At 51.9% G+C, this 15,681-nt stretch carries 16 protein-coding genes; 10 read left to right on the top strand and 6 right to left on the bottom strand.

Going from position 1 to position 15,681, the window contains the following annotated elements:
• Positions 1 to 372: 372 nt before the first annotated feature.
• Positions 373 to 1,062, bottom strand: coding sequence for a 5'-methylthioadenosine/adenosylhomocysteine nucleosidase (locus BN348_RS09505; RefSeq protein WP_040197698.1), 690 nt, complete (start codon positions 1,060 to 1,062; stop codon positions 373 to 375).
• A gap of 253 nt (positions 1,063 to 1,315) precedes the next feature.
• On the opposite strand from BN348_RS09505, the gene BN348_RS09500 reads away from it, so the two are divergent.
• The 10 genes from BN348_RS09500 (at position 1,316) to nrdR (ending at position 11,814) form a co-directional block, all read left to right on the top strand.
• Positions 1,316 to 1,771: an S-ribosylhomocysteine lyase gene (locus BN348_RS09500; protein ID WP_040197697.1), complete on the top strand. Its 456-nt coding sequence runs from the start codon at positions 1,316 to 1,318 to the stop codon at positions 1,769 to 1,771.
• Positions 1,772 to 1,960: 189 nt separating this feature from the next.
• The gene (asnS, locus tag BN348_RS09495; RefSeq protein WP_040197696.1) at positions 1,961 to 3,352 is read left to right on the top strand and encodes an asparagine--tRNA ligase; all 1,392 of its coding nucleotides are present in this window, start codon (positions 1,961 to 1,963) and stop codon (positions 3,350 to 3,352) included.
• Positions 3,353 to 3,493: 141 nt separating this feature from the next.
• A complete protein-coding gene (locus BN348_RS09490) occupies positions 3,494 to 3,709 on the top strand; it encodes an adenine nucleotide alpha-hydrolase family protein (protein WP_040197695.1) in 216 nt (71 codons plus the stop codon).
• A 225-nt stretch (positions 3,710 to 3,934) separates the two neighbouring features.
• Entirely contained in the window at positions 3,935 to 5,272 is a 1,338-nt protein-coding gene (locus BN348_RS09485; RefSeq protein ID WP_052446864.1) for an aspartate aminotransferase type Ic, read from the top strand.
• 436 nt (positions 5,273 to 5,708) lie between these two features.
• The gene (gene purB, locus BN348_RS09480) at positions 5,709 to 7,145 is read left to right on the top strand and encodes an adenylosuccinate lyase (protein WP_040197694.1); all 1,437 of its coding nucleotides are present in this window, start codon (positions 5,709 to 5,711) and stop codon (positions 7,143 to 7,145) included.
• A gap of 205 nt (positions 7,146 to 7,350) precedes the next feature.
• Complete coding sequence (locus BN348_RS09475) at positions 7,351 to 8,763, top strand: preprotein translocase subunit SecD (protein WP_040197693.1); 1,413 nt, start codon at positions 7,351 to 7,353, stop codon at positions 8,761 to 8,763.
• A complete protein-coding gene (secF, locus tag BN348_RS09470; protein ID WP_040197692.1) occupies positions 8,747 to 9,700 on the top strand; it encodes a protein translocase subunit SecF in 954 nt (317 codons plus the stop codon). The genes BN348_RS09475 and secF overlap by 17 nt, the downstream gene beginning before the upstream one ends.
• A gap of 275 nt (positions 9,701 to 9,975) precedes the next feature.
• A complete protein-coding gene (locus tag BN348_RS09465; protein WP_040197691.1) occupies positions 9,976 to 10,755 on the top strand; it encodes a sugar phosphate isomerase/epimerase family protein in 780 nt (259 codons plus the stop codon).
• A gap of 196 nt (positions 10,756 to 10,951) precedes the next feature.
• Positions 10,952 to 11,227: a DUF6514 family protein gene (locus tag BN348_RS09460; protein ID WP_040197689.1), complete on the top strand. Its 276-nt coding sequence runs from the start codon at positions 10,952 to 10,954 to the stop codon at positions 11,225 to 11,227.
• A 131-nt stretch (positions 11,228 to 11,358) separates the two neighbouring features.
• Positions 11,359 to 11,814 (top strand): transcriptional regulator NrdR, encoded by a 456-nt coding sequence (gene nrdR, locus BN348_RS09455; RefSeq protein ID WP_040197688.1) that lies wholly within the window; start codon positions 11,359 to 11,361, stop codon positions 11,812 to 11,814.
• Between the two features lie 10 nt (positions 11,815 to 11,824).
• Here nrdR and BN348_RS09450 read toward each other — a convergent pair whose 3' ends face one another.
• The 5 genes from BN348_RS09450 to BN348_RS09430 all read right to left on the bottom strand — a co-directional run bounded on the left by BN348_RS09450 (position 11,825) and on the right by BN348_RS09430 (position 15,585).
• The gene (locus BN348_RS09450) at positions 11,825 to 12,205 is read right to left on the bottom strand and encodes a DUF4363 family protein (RefSeq protein WP_040197687.1); all 381 of its coding nucleotides are present in this window, start codon (positions 12,203 to 12,205) and stop codon (positions 11,825 to 11,827) included.
• Positions 12,202 to 12,885 (bottom strand): DUF421 domain-containing protein, encoded by a 684-nt coding sequence (locus BN348_RS09445; RefSeq protein ID WP_040197686.1) that lies wholly within the window; start codon positions 12,883 to 12,885, stop codon positions 12,202 to 12,204. Before BN348_RS09445 ends, BN348_RS09450 begins: the two co-directional genes overlap by 4 nt.
• Positions 12,886 to 13,108: 223 nt before the next feature.
• Positions 13,109 to 13,654: a hypothetical protein gene (locus tag BN348_RS09440; RefSeq protein WP_040197685.1), complete on the bottom strand. Its 546-nt coding sequence runs from the start codon at positions 13,652 to 13,654 to the stop codon at positions 13,109 to 13,111.
• A 455-nt stretch (positions 13,655 to 14,109) separates the two neighbouring features.
• On the bottom strand, positions 14,110 to 14,721 hold the full coding sequence (locus BN348_RS09435; RefSeq protein WP_040197683.1) for a J domain-containing protein: 612 nt from the start codon (positions 14,719 to 14,721) through the stop codon (positions 14,110 to 14,112).
• Entirely contained in the window at positions 14,722 to 15,585 is an 864-nt protein-coding gene (locus BN348_RS09430) for a DUF5685 family protein (RefSeq protein WP_040197682.1), read from the bottom strand. It abuts the gene before it with no gap.
• Between the last annotated feature and the right edge of the window lie 96 nt (positions 15,586 to 15,681).

Below are 15,681 nucleotides of genomic sequence, written 5' to 3'. Positions count from 1 at the left end.
TTTTTTAATCTCATAAAAGTGCTGAAGCCCTAATGTGTATTATATAGGGTATGTATGAGTGAAATTCATTGAACGGCAGTATAATAAAGACAGCGCCGCAATCGTGTTGGTTGCGGCGCTGTTCTCGTTGTGGACCAATGAACGGACGGTGCCGGTGGTCCAATAAAAGCGATAGCGATGAATTTGTAACAGCACATCGCACGAAAAACAGTTTACGACGAAAGAAAACGCCTTTGAAAATGGCCTCTTACAGCCAGATTCAAGGGCGTTTTTGTGTATCTTTTTCCGAGGAGTTATTTTGCAACAGTTCCGTTTCGTTTTGATGCGTTCACCGATGCGTTCAGTCTTAGGGGAACGGTATACATCTGATCCTTATTCGGTATAAAGCGCCATCATGTTCAGTACAATCTGGGCGGAGTTGTGCGCGGCAAGGTCTACAAAATTGTCATAGACCTCGTAAGCGCCGTCATCCGCGTTGTCCGAAATGGACCGGATGATCAGAAACGGCGTGTCGTTCATATAGGCAACCTGCCCGACCGATGCGCCCTCCATCTCGACGCACCAGGGGGAGAAGCGTTCAATGATATCCGCTTTGACGGCTTTGTCCTCGATGAACCGGTCTCCGGATGCAATCCGGCCGGTGTGAACCTGGAAGCTGCGGTTTTCAATCCGCTCGCAGGCGTTCCTGCACAGCTCGATCAGTTTCGGATCGGCTTTGTAATCTTCCCGGAACGGATAATAGTTTTTCAGGATGTGCAGGTCGGCATCGTGCAGGATGACGTTCTCCGAAATCACGACGTCGAGAATCTTTAAGCTTGGATGCAGCGCGCCGGCGACACCGATGTTGATCACCACATCCGCGCCCAGTTCGCGGATGATGGTGTTGGTGCAGATCGCGGCGTTGATCTTGCCGATGCTGCAGCAGACCGTCACGACCTCCTGGCTGCCGATGGTTCCAATATAGTATTCACAGCCCATAATGGTTTTGGTTTCACGCACCTGCATCTTCTTTTTGATCAATGCGACTTCGGTATCCAGCGCGCCTATAATGCCCCATGTCATCAAACATTCCTCCCATTTACATTTGTTTCATTATACAACGCCCCGGGATGCTTGTCAATTTGCGGTTCATGATGTAAAATAAGATAGAATGGCATGTCATGGGCTTTGTTAAGGGAACATGAAAGCGGCTTACCTCACCGCCGCAGGCGGTGAGGTAAGCCAAAAAAGACTGTAATCTTATGAAATATGTGCCTTTTCAGAACTTTTCCATATGTTGCTGAACAGTGCGCATCATGAAACGGGAGGAAGAACGATGAAAAAAATCAGCAGTTTCTGCGTGGACCATACGAAGCTTGAAAAGGGGATGTATCTGTCGAGAATCGACGGGGACATCAAGACCTACGATATCCGGATGTGCAAGCCGAACGGCGGCGATTATCTGGACAACCCGGGCATGCACACCTTTGAGCATTTGTTTGCAACCTATGCGCGCAATTCGGCCTTTGCCGATGAGGTCATCTATGTCGGACCGATGGGCTGCCGCACCGGATTCTACCTGCTTGTGCGAGACCTGGATGAAGCGGATGCCATCCGCCTTGTGCAGGACGCCATGGCGTTTATCGCGTCGTATGAAGGGGAGATACCCGGCAATACGGTGGTGGAATGCGGCAACTTTTTGGAACACGACCTGGCTTCGGCGAAAAAGATGGGGGCACGGATGGCAAAGGTACTCGAAAACTGGACGCCGGACAGGCTGCAGTATGCATAAGCCGGCAGGCGACAAGAAAAGACTTGTAGACAGCGGCAAAAAGTACTATAATAACAATATTAGGCGAAATGCAGAGTAGAACGTGAGGTTTTGTTGGGCCTTGTGCATACAAACCCGGATTTTTGACAAAAAGACGGACATCATAATGGGCAGGGAAACAGAACCCATCAGAATGTTGGAGGAAATCATATGAAGCGAGTAGAGATCAAAACACTGTATCAGGATGCAGGGCTTTTGGGCGCATCCGTCACAGTCTGCGGATGGATCAAAACACTCCGCAATTCGAAGAGTCTGGGATTTATTGAAATCAACGACGGCAGTTGTTTTAAGAATTTGCAGGTGGTATTCGAGGATGCGAAGATCGACAATTTCAAGGAGATCGGAAAGCTCAATGTCGGCTCCGCAATTGTCGTGACCGGTAAGCTGGTCGAAACGCCGGGCGCCAAGCAGCCGTTTGAAATCCATGCGGATAACATTGACATCGAGGGAACCTCCTCGCCGGATTATCCGCTGCAGAAGAAACGGCATTCGCTGGAATATCTCAGAAGCATCGCGCATCTGCGTCCGCGCACCAACACCTTCAATGCGGTGTTCCGCGTGCGTTCGAAGGCGGCGTTTGCGATCCATCAGTTCTTCAATGAACGCGGCTTTGTCTATGCGCACACCCCGCTGATCACCGGAAGCGACTGTGAGGGCGCCGGCGAGATGTTCCGCGTGACCACGCTGGATGCTCAGAATCCGCCGCTGACCGAGGACGGCAAGGTGGATTACAGCCAGGACTTCTTCGGCAAAATGACCAGCCTGACCGTTTCCGGACAGCTGAGCGCGGAATGTATGGCGATGGCGTTCTCGAACGTCTACACCTTCGGCCCGACCTTCCGTGCCGAGAATTCCTACACCCCGCGCCACGCGGCTGAGTTCTGGATGATCGAACCGGAGATCGCGTTTGCCGACCTCGAGGACGATATGCAGCTTGCCAGCGACATGATCAAGTATGTCCTGCAGTATATCCTGGAGAACTGCCCGCAGGAGATGGAGTTCTTCAACAATTTCTACGACAAAGGGCTGATCGAGCGTCTGCAGACGATTGTGGATTCGGACTTCGGCCACGTCACCTATACCGAAGCGGTCGAGCTGCTTGAGCAGCACAAGGATGAATTTGAATATCCGGTCTACTGGGGATGCGACCTGCAGACCGAGCATGAGCGCTATCTGACCGAACAGATCTTTAAGAAACCGGTCTTTGTCACCGATTATCCGAAGGAGATCAAGGCCTTCTATATGCGCATGAACGACGACGGCAAAACCGTGGCGGCCATGGACCTGCTGGTTCCGGGCATCGGCGAGATCATCGGCGGCAGCCAGCGTGAAGAGCGTCTGGATGTGCTGTTAAGCCGCATGAAGGAGCTGGACCTCAAGGAGGAGGATTACAGCTGGTATCTGGATTTGAGAAAATACGGCGGCACCAAGCACGCGGGCTATGGGCTCGGCTTTGATCGGCTGGTCATGTACGTTACCGGCGTGACGAACATTCGCGATGTCCTGCCGTTCCCGAGAACCACCGGCAGCGCGGAATTCTAATCGTGACGTATACCGATTTGAATAGGATGGGGCAGGGTCTGTCTTACAGGGCTCTGCCCATCTTCATCCAATAAGGATTCCTGATTATGGATACATTTAACAGAATGAAGCATGATACATGATGATAAGGATGTGTAAAAGATGATTGAACAGCTTGAGCTCTATCTGCAGACGCTTGGATTTAAAAAATGCCGTGTCTGCGTTGTGGAAAACATGGTGGTGATTGAGATACTCAAATACAACTTTCCTGCATTTTTGGAAAAGGCGGACGACATGGTACATGAGATTAAGAGCATGGGCTATGACCGCGTTGTGCTGGATCTGGAAGGCTACCGCACACAGAAAACAGAGGATTGAGGACTTTTTGAACCGGATTTTGATTTTTACATATAATGATGATGGTACGTCTCCAACAGGCTTCAAAAATTTTCACAGGAACTTTTTGCAAGATTTCAAAATAAAACTTGCAAAATGAAGGGATTTGTATTACAATAGAGTCTGTACGATAATAAGAGTGTATTTCGTGTATTACAGATGGATCGCTTGTAATACAATCATTGAAATCAGGGTAGGAGGATTTGTATGGCATCATTATTGGAAATGTCAAAGCAGGATCTGGAAAGTTTGCAGGAAGAGAGCAGAAAAGCCTATCAGGCCTATCAGGCAGAGGGGTTGAAGCTGGATATGTCCAGAGGCAAGCCTTCCACCGAACAGCTGGATCTCGCGGTACATATGCTCGACTGTGTGAGCAGCTCTACCGATGTCAAAACCCAGAATAACATAGATTGCAGGAACTACGGCCTTCTGGACGGCATTCCCGAGGCAAGACAGCTGTTTGCGGATATCCTGCATATTCCGGCTGATCAGATCATCATCGGCGGAAACTCCAGCCTCAACATGATGTACGACACCGTGGCGCGCGCCATGACGCACGGCGTGTATGGCAGCGAGAAGCCCTGGTGCAAATATGATAAGATCAAATTCCTGTGTCCGGCGCCGGGCTATGACCGCCATTTCGCCATCTGCGAATTCTTCGGCATCGAGATGGTCAACATCGACATGCGCGAGGACGGACCGGATATGGATATGATTGAGCGTCTGGTCCTGGAGGATGAGACGATCAAGGGCATCTGGTGCGTGCCGAAATACTCCAACCCGCAGGGCATCACCTATTCCGATGAGGTGGTGCGCCGCTTTGCAAATCTGAAGCCGAAGGCGTCGGATTTCCGCATCTTCTGGGACGACGCTTACTGCGTCCACGACCTGTACGAGGACCGCAAAGACCATCTGCTGAACCTGCTGACCGAGTCGCAGAAGGCCGGCAACGGGGACATCGTGTTCCTGTTTGCCTCCACCTCGAAGATCAGCTTTTCGGGTTCCGGCATCTCGATGATTGCGGCCAGCAAAAACAACATCGAATTTCTGCGCAGACAGATTGCGGTGCAGACCATCGGCCCGGATAAGATCAACCAGCTTCGCCATGTCCGGTTCTATCAGAATGCCGACGGCATCCATGCGCATATGAAGAAGCATGCGGCGATCATCCGTCCAAAATTCCATGCCGTGCTGCAGGGTCTGTCCAAGCATTTGGATGGGCTGGGCGTCGCGTCCTGGACCAATCCGAACGGCGGATACTTCATCTCTCTGGATGTGCTGGAGGGATGCGCGAAACGCGTGGTGCAGCTCTGTAAAGAAGCGGGCGTCGTCATGACCCCGGCGGGCGCGACCTATCCGTATGGAAATGACCCGAAGGATCAGAATATCCGCATCGCGCCGACCTATCCGAGCAGCGCGGAGCTTGCGAAGGCTGTGGAAATTCTCTGCATTGCGATCAAAATTGCAAGTGTTGAGAAAATCCTTGCAAGCCGTGCATGCGGAATTGTCTGTGAAGCGGCAGCAAACGCGGCGGTTTCCAGATAAGGCGCCGTATCATTCATAAAAAACAGGGCAGGGGATGAAGGGCTTTGGCCTGATGTCCCCTGCATTTTGATAGGGCTTCTTTCTGGGCTGATAGGCAGCCGGCTTGTAATGTAGCCGTCCAGGATGCCCGTCGTACGCTTCGCGGTTTTAAGGCGGCATGGCCGCGATTTAACCGGCCGCAGCTTGGCCATGTACGCGAAGGGGATATTCACGAATCCCGCAAACAGACAGCCGTCGGGAGCAGTATCTGCGAAAACTGAAAAAAATTGTGTGATTTTGCGGATACCTCTGGTCTATCGCCGCATCCTGTAGTATAATAAGAGATGCTTCCATCGGAAGCATCCAACACGCAAAAAAACGACGCGATGTGTGCAGTCACAAGCGCTGTTTTTTATTTTTGTCCAAACGAAGGTTGATATAAAAGGGAGGAACCAACATGACAGATCGCTATGAAAGCCCATTCAGCACGCGGTATGCGAGCGGGGAGATGCAGTACCTGTTCTCCGCCGACAAGAAGTTTAAGACCTGGAGGAAGCTCTGGGTGGCTCTGGCGAAGGCGGAACAGGAACAGGGACTTGCCATCACCGACGAACAGATTGCCGAGCTCGAAGCGCATGTGGACGACATCAACTACGATGTGGCCATCCAGCGTGAAAAGGAGGTCCGCCACGACGTGATGAGCCATGTCTACGCCTACGGTGTGCAGTGCCCGAAGGCGAAGGGCATCATCCATCTCGGCGCGACCAGCTGCTATGTCGGCGACAACACCGATGTCATCATCATGCGGGACGCCCTGCAGGCGGTCCGCCGCAAGCTGATCAACGTGATTGCGCTGCTGGCGAAATTTGCGGACCAGTACAAGGATATGCCGGCGCTCGCCTACACCCATCTGCAGCCGGCGCAGCTGACCACGGTCGGCAAGCGCGCGACGCTGTGGCTCAATGAGTTTGTGATGGATCTCGAGGAGGTCGAACACAGGCTTACCACGCTGAAGCTGCTCGGCTCGAAGGGAACGACCGGCACGCAGGCCAGCTTTGTCGAGCTGTTCGGCGGCGACAGCGCGAAGATCAAGAAGGTGGAGCAGTCGATCGCCGAGGCGATGGGCTTCGAGAAGGACCAGGTCGTCCCGGTTTCCGGACAGACCTATTCCAGAAAGATGGACACGAATGTCCTGAATACCCTCAGCGGCATCGCGCAGTCGGCCAGCAAGTTTTCAAACGACATGCGGATCCTGCAGAACTTCAAGGAGATGGAAGAGCCGTTTGAAAGCCACCAGATCGGTTCGTCGGCCATGCCGTACAAGCGCAACCCGATGCGCAGCGAACGCATCACCTCGCTTGCGAGATATGTCATGATCGACGCGCTGAACCCGGCCTTCACAGCCGGTACCCAGTGGTTTGAAAGGACGCTCGACGACTCGGCGAACAAGCGCGTCTCGGTCGCGGAGGGCTTTTTGGCCATCGATTCGATCCTCAACATCCTGATCAACGTCTGCGACGGGCTGGTCGTCTATCCGAAGGTCGTCCGCCAGCGCGTCATGAAGGAGCTGCCGTTCATGGCGACCGAAAACATCATGATGAACGCCGTCAAGAAGGGCGGAGATCGCCAGCAGCTGCATGAGAAGCTGCGCCAGCACTCTCTGGCCGCCGCGAAGGTCGTCAAGGAGGAGGGCGGCGAGAACGATCTGATCGACCGTATCTGCGCCGACGAGAGCTTTATGACCAGCCATGAGGAGCTGGACAAGATCCTCGACCCGAAGAATTTCGTCGGAAGAAGCCCCGAACAGGTGGACGAATACCTCGCTGAGGTTGTTCAGCCCATCTTGACGAAAAATCAACAGATTTTGGGCGAAAGTGCAGAATTATCGGTTTAGTTTCGTAGCTTTTCTTCATATTTTTTAGCCATCTTATTGACAATTTATGAAATTTGCAATATAATAAATGGCATGAGTGTCGAACAGACCGCTTTCATTGGATTTTCTGCCGGAGATGAAACGATCAACCCAATCGGTCAGCTTTGTGCAGTCTGAACAAAAAGCGGGCCTGCCCGGCCATGTTAAAGCATTGGAGGATTTATCCATGAAAAGAGTTGGCAAACCAGTATTCTTCATTGTTTTGGCTCTGATATTGGCATTTTCCTATCTCTCATTCTTTGGCGTCAGTTCCCAGGTGGCAGATACCAAGCAGGTATATGTCAAAGGCGTCAATGATATCCGTTGGGGTATCGATATCAGGGGTGGCGTCGATGTGGTTTTCACACCGCCAGCCGATACCAAAGCAACTGAAGAACAGATGAACGCAGCGGAAGCTGTTATCAAGCAAAGGCTCGTCGCACAGAACATCACGGACCATGAGATCTACACCGACTACAACAACCAGAGAATCATTGTCCGTTATCCGTGGAAGGACGAGGAACAGATCCAGCACGCGGAGGACGCGGTCAAAGAGCTCGGCGCAACCGCTGAACTCACCTTCCGCGAAGGTGCGGAGGTCGATGAGACCACCGGCGCGCCGACCGGCACGACCGAAAGCACCATCATCCTGACCGGTGCGGATGTCAAAGAGGCTACCGTACAGATCAACACCCAGACCAATGAACCGGGCGTCAGCCTGGAACTGAACGACAGCGGCAAGGACAAGTTCTCGGAAGCGACCACCCGTCTGGCCTCTTCCAAGGGCACCATCTCGATCTGGATGGACAACACCATGATCTCCGCCCCGACCGTTCAGACCGCCATCACCGACGGAAAGGCATCGATCACCGGAAACTTCACCGTTGAATCGGCAAAAGCTTTGGCGGACAAGATCAACGGCGGTGCACTGCCGTTCAGCCTGAATGTTGAAAGCTTCAGCACAATCAGCCCGACGCTCGGCATGGGCGCAAGGGACGCGATGATCCTGGCAATGGCGATCGCCTTCCTGCTCGTCGCGGCTTACCTGATTGTCTTCTATAGAATCCCCGGCCTGGTGGCGTCCATTTCGCTGCTGGCCATCCTGGCAGGCTCTGTGGCCGCGGTTTCCGGCTTCCTGCCGTTTATCCCGAGCTTTACGCTCACACTTCCGGGTATTGCGGGTATCGTTTTGACCATCGGCATCGGCGCGGACGCCAACATCATCACGGCGGAGCGCATCAAAGAGGAGCTGCGTGTGGGCAAAACGATCGACGGCGCCATCGATGCCGGTTTCTCCCGCGCGTTCTCGGCGATCCTGGACGGAAACGTCACCGTCATTCTGGTATCCATCGTTCTGATGGGTGCGTTTGGACCTCCTTCGAGCATCTTTGCGAAGATCCTGACACCGGTCTTCTTCATGTTTGGACCGTCCACGGCAGGTTCGATCTACTCCTTCGGCTACACGCTGCTCGTCGGCGTGATCATGAACCTGGTGTTCGGCGTGCTCTGCTCGCGCCTGATGCTCAAATCCCTTTCTAAATGGGGTCCGTTTAGAAAAGAAAGTCTGTATAGGAGGGTTCGAAATGACCAAAACGATTGATTTCATTGGAAAACGTAAGATCTTTTTCACAATCGCATTGTGCATCATCGGTGTGGCCCTCATCTGCAGCTTTGTTTTCGGCGTCAAAATGGATGTGCAGTTCAGCGGTGGTACCATTGCCACCTATTCGTATACGGGCGACCTGAGCGCCGACGAAGTCAAGGCGGCTGTCAAGGACGCTGTCGGCAAGGAATCCAGCATCCAGGAACAGCAGGATGCGAGCGGCAACAAGAACGTCGTCATCACCGTCGCGTCCAAGCTGAATGTCGATGAGACGGCTGGACTTACCAAGGCGCTGCAGGAGAAATTCGCCGACAACAGCCTGGAAGTCATGCAGATGAACACGGTTGACCCGACCATCGGCGGCGAGTTCCTGGCAAAATCCCTGTTCGCGCTGCTGCTTGCGGCGGTGCTGATCATCATCTACGTTGCGATCCGGTTCAGAAAGATCGGCGGCCTGTCGGCCGGCGTCATGGGCGTTCTGACCCTCTGCAACGATATGCTGGTCGTCTTCGCGGTCTTCGTCATCTTCCGTATTCCGCTGAACGACAACTTCATCGCGGTGGAACTGATGATTTTGGGTTACTCGATCAACGATACGATCATCATCTACGACCGTATTCGTGAGAACCGCAGGCTGCTCGGCCCGAAGGTCCCGATCAGGGAACTGGTCAACAAGAGCATTACGCAGTCCTTCGCGCGTTCGATCAACACCAGTGTCACAACCGCCCTGGCCATCGGAACCGTCTGTGTCATCTCGCTGATCTTCAACATCAGCTCAATTGTCACCTTCGCGTTCCCGATGCTCATCGGTGTCGCGTACGGCGCCTTCTCCAGCCTCTGTATCTGCGGTTCCCTCTGGGTTTCCTGGCAGGAGCACAAGGTCAAGAAGGTCGAAAAGGCAAAGCTGGAAAATAAGAAATCCAAAAAGAAATAGAAGAATGTTTTATGGGGATACTCCGCTTATCTGAAAGCGGAGTATCCTTTTTTGTGCGGTTTTCACCGCACATCCGTTCCCTGTGGCTATTCCCGTTCCGAAAGAGAGGAACCGAACGGACCATACATCAATAGGATGTACAAGGACGGCAGGTGCCGAAGGTATCCCAGCCGCTCCGGTATACGATGGTTACGTTTTAGAGATGATTTCGACAAGACTTGCTGGTATAATATTGATGAGAAGTCACGGCCCTAGAGGGCGGATGGGAGGAACACATGGAACTGGGTATCTCGACGGCCTGCCTGTATCCGATGCAGGTCGAGCAGGCCTTGGAAACGCTCTGCAAAAGCGGCGTAAAAACAGTTGAGATTTTCTTCAACGCGCCGTCCGAGCTGCATATCCCGTACCTGAAACAGCTCAAAATCATGGCGGATATTTACGGAGTACATGTCAAATCGCTTCATCCGTTTACGTCGGAGATTGAAACGCTGTTCTTCTTCACCAATTATGAACGGCGCTTCCGGGATGCGCTGGATATCTACAAACGGTATTTCGAGGCGGCGAACATCCTGGGAAGCGATCTGCTGGTGTTTCACGGGGAGAAGAATGTCCCGGGGGCGGACCAGCGGGAAAACTGGGAGCGGTTTCGGACGCTGTACCACACCGGCGCTTCGTTTGGCGTCACCGTCGCGCAGGAGAATGTCGCGCGCTGCAAGAGCCATGATCTGTCCTATATCCGCGGTATGCGGGAGTATCTCGGCGAGGACGTTTCGTTTGTGCTGGACAGCAAGCAGGCCATCCGCAGCGGCGTCAAATTCTACGACCTGCTGGACGCGATGGGGAAAAATATAGCCCATATCCACATCAGTGATTTTACGGAAAATGCCGACTGCCTGCCGCCTGGCGAAGGAACCTTTGATTTTGAGTCATTTTTTGCAAAAATGCATGATAATTCATACCACGGTGGTATTATTATAGAACTTTATCGTAATAATTTCCAAAATTTGCAGGATCTAATAGCATCCTATGACTATTTGTTAACGAAAAATCGTTAGATAAAATTCGACAATGCTTGCGGATTTTACTCCAAAACAACGAAGATATACAGATTGGAATCGCATTTCTTATCGACTATGGAGAATTTCACGGTTTTATCTGTCTAATTTTGCGATAAAAAGCTCTTTTCCATATGATGATTTAGCGGTATAATAGGAGTGCACCACAAAATTTATTATATGGAGGTAAAGAACAATGGAAAATGTAGTGTTAACAAGGCCCAGCACATCGATTGTGCACGCTTATGAGTTGATCAGTTCCATTCAGACAACCGAGGAGAAAGGATTCGTCACATTCGGCGCAAGACTGTATTATGGAAATCACAAAAATACGTTCGTCGATATCAAGGACATCTCTCCGGACAAGAATCTTGCTGAGGAGTTTGCACGCCGCTGTGTGAACAGCCGGGTGAGCATCGATCATGTTTACGATGTTCTGGATGATTACCTCGGCATCGTCTACGGCCTGTAAAGATAACAGGTTGGGCACCGCGCTTCTGAATCGGCTGGGGAGCTGGATGAGAGATAGAAAAAATTTCTTGTGAATCCCGCGAAAACATGATATGATACAATCATCATAAAAGATGTTTTGAGGTGTTCAGATTGAAATGTCCGTACTGCTCCTATACAGAAAGCCGCGTCGTTGATTCAAGGCCCACCGACGAGGGCGAAAAAATCAGAAGACGCCGTGAGTGTTTAAAATGCTTGAAAAGATTTACCACCTATGAGATTATAGAGAGACTGCCCCTGATGGTGGTCAAAAAGGACAAGTCGATCGAGACGTTTGACCGGAACAAGTTGTTGGGCGGTTTGATCAAGGCTTGCGAAAAAAGGCCGGTCCGCATGGAAATGCTTGAAAAAGCGGTCAATGAAATCGAAGCGGAGCTTCTGAATTCATTGGACCGCGAAGTCACATCCTATCGGATCGGAGAATTGAGCATGAGCAAGCTCAAACAGATCGACGAAGTCGCTTATGTCAGGTTTGCATCGGTATACCGTCAGTTTGCGGATGTCAATTCCTTTATGGATGAGCTGAAGCTGCTCCTGAAAGATAAATAGACAGGGGCGCTTAAAAGATATTGGTAAGCGTCGGGATTTCCGTATACCACACATGGTCCACCAACGATTTGATGCGGTGCAGCTCCGCGAAAAAGGTCGCGGTGTCGTCGTATTGGATGTAGTAGGTGAGGCCCTCCAAGGTGCTGGAAATTTCGTTGAGCGGAATATGTCCCACAAACTGAACCAGCTTTTTTTCATAGCCGATCCAATCCTTCTTCAGATTCTCAATAGACTGCTGTGCTTTTTCCAAATGGTTGTTCAGAACCTGTTCACCAATCTCTTCAAGCGAGGCCGACATATCGTTTTTGACGTTGTAAACCTCGTAGAGGCCAAACAGGCAGGTTCCAATCAGCAGGAGAAAGATGCAGACCGCGATGATAAATCGTTTCATTTTTTGAGTTTCTCCTTTGGAACAATATAATAATTCCCAGCGTTATCCGATGTCAGCAGAAAGATATCCTTTAACCGGTAGCCTTCCTTCTTGAGGGTGCTGTACACCCACTCCTCATTCAGTCCGCACAGATCCAGCGACTGATGGTTGATGGTTCCGTCATCGATGATGACGGCAGGCGGGAAGTTCTGGTTGTCGTTCGGAATATTGAGTGTGCTTGGCGTCACGGGCCTATGTTCAGATTTCTGATAAATGCTGATCGATCCGGTGGTTTCCACAATGGCAAAGGACACCTCTTCCACGTCGAAGATGCTGTTAATTCGAAGCTGCTCCATCAGGTCGTCGATCGAGAAACGCAGGTCCTTCATGACCTGCTGGTTGATCACGCCGTCCTTGATGATGATCTTTGGATTGCCGGATATGATCGTTCGCGCGCGGCTGCATTTGAGCGTCCATGCGGACATGATGACCTCGAAGCAGACCAGGGCGAGGATCGGTATGATGCCGGCAAGCAGCGGAATTTCGCTGTCTTCGATCGGGAGCGTCGCAATGTCGGAAATCAAAATCGTAATCACAAGTTCCGAAGGCTGCAGCTGGCCAAGCTGCCGTTTACCCATTATCCGCAGTGCGAAAATAATGAGTATGTACAGCAGAATGGTTCGAATAAAGATAATTGTCATATTTCAATCTCCAATATAAAAAAAGTACCTGTTGTTAGTTTAAACAACAGGTACTTTTTTATGCAGTTTCCCACAGTTTAGAGTGAAAAAAGCGCGGCAATTCCGGCTGCCACAATAGACAGCACCATGCAGCCGACCAGTACAAGCGAAACAATCGTCAGCATCTTTTTACTTCTCATAGTTTGATCCGTCCTTTTATATCATATCTTTATGTAAAGCTTATTTAATGGAGTTTTCGCAGAAACTTGGGTCGGAACCAGTTCACATACATACTGATGACCCTGGTCAGCGCGACGTCGTACAGGATGAACACGAGGTTTGCGACAACCCACAGCCCAATGATTCCCCATATACCGTAAACGCCGAACGCTTCAAAGACAGGAAGCTGGAACAGGAAGATCAGCAGCGAATAGGCCGCGGCGATGCTCACGTTGAACACAGCGAATTTGATCAGGTAGGAAATGACTTTGCTTTTGAGCATCTCCAGCTTTTCCTTCAAAATGGGGTAGTAGCCGAAGAAGAAGACAAACAGCAGCGCGGCCTCCCGGTCCGGCGTGATGAAGACGGCCAGGATGGACACGGCGATATAGGTAAGCAGCGCCGTTTTGCCGGAAAACTCAATGACGATGGCGACCAGTACCGCACCGGCGAGCGTGGGCAGCGCGAAGGTGCCGAACGGGATGACGCCGGTCATGAACAAAAACAGGATGGACAGCGCGGTGATCAGTCCGCCAAGCGCAATCCGGTAGCTGCTCTTTTGTTTTGGCATAGAAACACCTCTTCAGGATGTGTTTTTCAGTGGATGTCAATGGACAATCACGCAGGGACGAAAACTTCGTCCTCGTGTAAAAGTATATGCAGGTTCCATGTGTCAAAAGACGGCCGCCCAACATTATGAAACGGACTGTGTTCGGAAAGAACGCAGCATCGGCAGGATATGTCCGCCGCACATCATATTGAAACGGATTGTATTCGGAAAGAACGCAGTATCGACGAAATAAATCCGCCGGATATCATATGAAGCTTATGGTGTCTGGAAAGAACGCAGCATCGGCAGAATGTATCCGCCGCACATCGGCTGCCGCAATATGCATGCTCTGGCGGCAGCTGCCGGTTCGGGTTCTGACAAAGCGCCGGCTGCAGTCCGGCCTATGGGCTGCGGAGCGCTTTCATCCGTACCGTCGTTTATCGTTGCATGCCGGCGTATCAAAACCTATATCAAACCTATCGGCAGCAGCAGTCACACAGACAGTCGGTACACAGATAAGCGGTACAGCAGTCGCACATTGTACATCCGCCGCCGGCGGGCCTGGTGTTGTATCCGCCCTGATAATTCGGGTTGGTGCCGGTCTGACGCTGATAGTTCATCTGCTGGTAGGCGGTGGCGTACTCCCGATTGCCCGGTTCCATCTGCACGGCCCTGGCATAGTAGCTCATGGCCTGGTCCATCCAGCCGCGGCGGTAGAAGATCATGCCTTTCAGATAATACCATTCGGCATTCCGGGAAAGCTCCGCGACGCCGTTGAGAATCTCCTCCGCATCGTCAATCCGGTTCTGGCCGATCAACCTGCGCACATCCGGGAACTGGGAACCGGCTGCGTTCGCGTTGTAGCCCTGCTGGCCGCCTGCGTTGTTCTTCGAAGTACGGCGTGCGTTGATGATGGTGTCGTATGCTTCGTTGATCTCCTGCATCTTCTGCGCGGCCAGATCGGAAAGCGGATTGTTCGCGTAGTTGTCGGGATGGTACTTCTTCGCAAGCTCACGGTAAGCCGATTTGATTTCGTCGTCGCTCGCGTTGGGGGAGACGCCTAGTACTTGATACGGGTCGTTAGCCATTTATTTTTCTCCTTTTAACAGTAGTTGGCTGCAGGTTTCCCGCAGGCCCAGATAGACAATGTTGTCCAAAATCGGTTTGAAATGCCGGACCGGCAGCAGTTCATAGGAACTGACCACCTCGGCCATCGTCAGGTTGATCGAACCGGCCGCGTTTTCCCGGATTTCCTTCAGATCCTGTCCGGACACATCCGAACGGTCGGCCGGCAGGAACGGGTTGAAGCTTTTCTGTTTGATATCCTTCTCGAGGTCGTCGAGCGCGTCCATCATATAGATCCAGCGTCCGAGAAGGTATCCCGTCCTGGAAAGGATGCGCCGTTCAGTCGGATCTTCCGATAAAGATACGCAGATGAATTCCAGCATCTTCGCGGTGGGCTCGCAGGCCCTGTCCACATCGGTGCAGCCGTCCTGTTCCAGTACGGCCTGATCCTCCATGCAGGCGGCGATGACCCGGTCGTGTCCGGCGAAGCGCTTCAGCGCCTTTTTGCGGGCGGATGAGACGAGCGGCAGCAGGCACAGGCTGCCCAGTCTGCCGAAGAAACCGGAATCCTTGAGATTGTCCTTCACCTTGTAGTAAAGGAGCAGCATCGCGATGCTGGCGCTGAAGATGAGCGGCTCGCTGGACGCGCAGCAGGATTTCTTCCGCAGCGGATTCAGTATGCACCGTTTGGTTTCATATTTAGGGCAGCTGTCGTCCAGCGATGCCTTCAGCATCGAGAGAAAGGTGAAATCGTAGCTCAGGGACAGGCGCAGGAACGGCCCGAAGGACAGGCCCAGCTGTTTGCACAGCCCGCAGTACATGCCGTCGTACTGTGCGGCCTCCTTGACCTTGAGCTCCGGTTTCAGCGGTTTGATATATCCAAACAAGTAGATGTTCCTTTCATGGTTTCAGGCCAATGGCCCTGCATTGTAGAAAAAATACGGGTGCGTTTCCCTGTGAAAGATAGAAAAGCCCCGTTTTCA

The sequence above is a fragment of the Candidatus Soleaferrea massiliensis AP7 genome, from assembly GCF_000820765.1.
Classification (GTDB): domain Bacteria; phylum Bacillota; class Clostridia; order Oscillospirales; family Ruminococcaceae; genus Soleaferrea; species Soleaferrea massiliensis.
The sequence above is the reverse complement of the archived record's forward strand: the minus strand, read 5'-3'. Positions and strand labels throughout refer to the sequence as shown.

Bases quoted from the DNA above. Each gene is read 5' to 3' on its own strand.
- BN348_RS09475 (WP_040197693.1), top strand. From the start codon at position 7,351: ATGAAAAGAGTTGGCAAACCAGTATTCTTCATTGTTTTGGCTCTGATA.
- BN348_RS09440 (WP_040197685.1), bottom strand. From the start codon at position 13,654: ATGCCAAAACAAAAGAGCAGCTACCGGATTGCGCTTGGCGGACTGATC.
- purB (WP_040197694.1), top strand. From the start codon at position 5,709: ATGACAGATCGCTATGAAAGCCCATTCAGCACGCGGTATGCGAGCGGG.
- BN348_RS09450 (WP_040197687.1), bottom strand. From the start codon at position 12,205: ATGAAACGATTTATCATCGCGGTCTGCATCTTTCTCCTGCTGATTGGA.
- BN348_RS09465 (WP_040197691.1), top strand. From the start codon at position 9,976: ATGGAACTGGGTATCTCGACGGCCTGCCTGTATCCGATGCAGGTCGAG.
- BN348_RS09490 (WP_040197695.1), top strand. From the start codon at position 3,494: ATGATTGAACAGCTTGAGCTCTATCTGCAGACGCTTGGATTTAAAAAA.
- BN348_RS09500 (WP_040197697.1), top strand. From the start codon at position 1,316: ATGAAAAAAATCAGCAGTTTCTGCGTGGACCATACGAAGCTTGAAAAG.
- BN348_RS09485 (WP_052446864.1), top strand. From the start codon at position 3,935: ATGGCATCATTATTGGAAATGTCAAAGCAGGATCTGGAAAGTTTGCAG.
- BN348_RS09460 (WP_040197689.1), top strand. From the start codon at position 10,952: ATGGAAAATGTAGTGTTAACAAGGCCCAGCACATCGATTGTGCACGCT.
- BN348_RS09445 (WP_040197686.1), bottom strand. From the start codon at position 12,885: ATGACAATTATCTTTATTCGAACCATTCTGCTGTACATACTCATTATT.
- secF (WP_040197692.1), top strand. From the start codon at position 8,747: ATGACCAAAACGATTGATTTCATTGGAAAACGTAAGATCTTTTTCACA.
- asnS (WP_040197696.1), top strand. From the start codon at position 1,961: ATGAAGCGAGTAGAGATCAAAACACTGTATCAGGATGCAGGGCTTTTG.
- BN348_RS09505 (WP_040197698.1), bottom strand. From the start codon at position 1,062: ATGACATGGGGCATTATAGGCGCGCTGGATACCGAAGTCGCATTGATC.
- BN348_RS09435 (WP_040197683.1), bottom strand. From the start codon at position 14,721: ATGGCTAACGACCCGTATCAAGTACTAGGCGTCTCCCCCAACGCGAGC.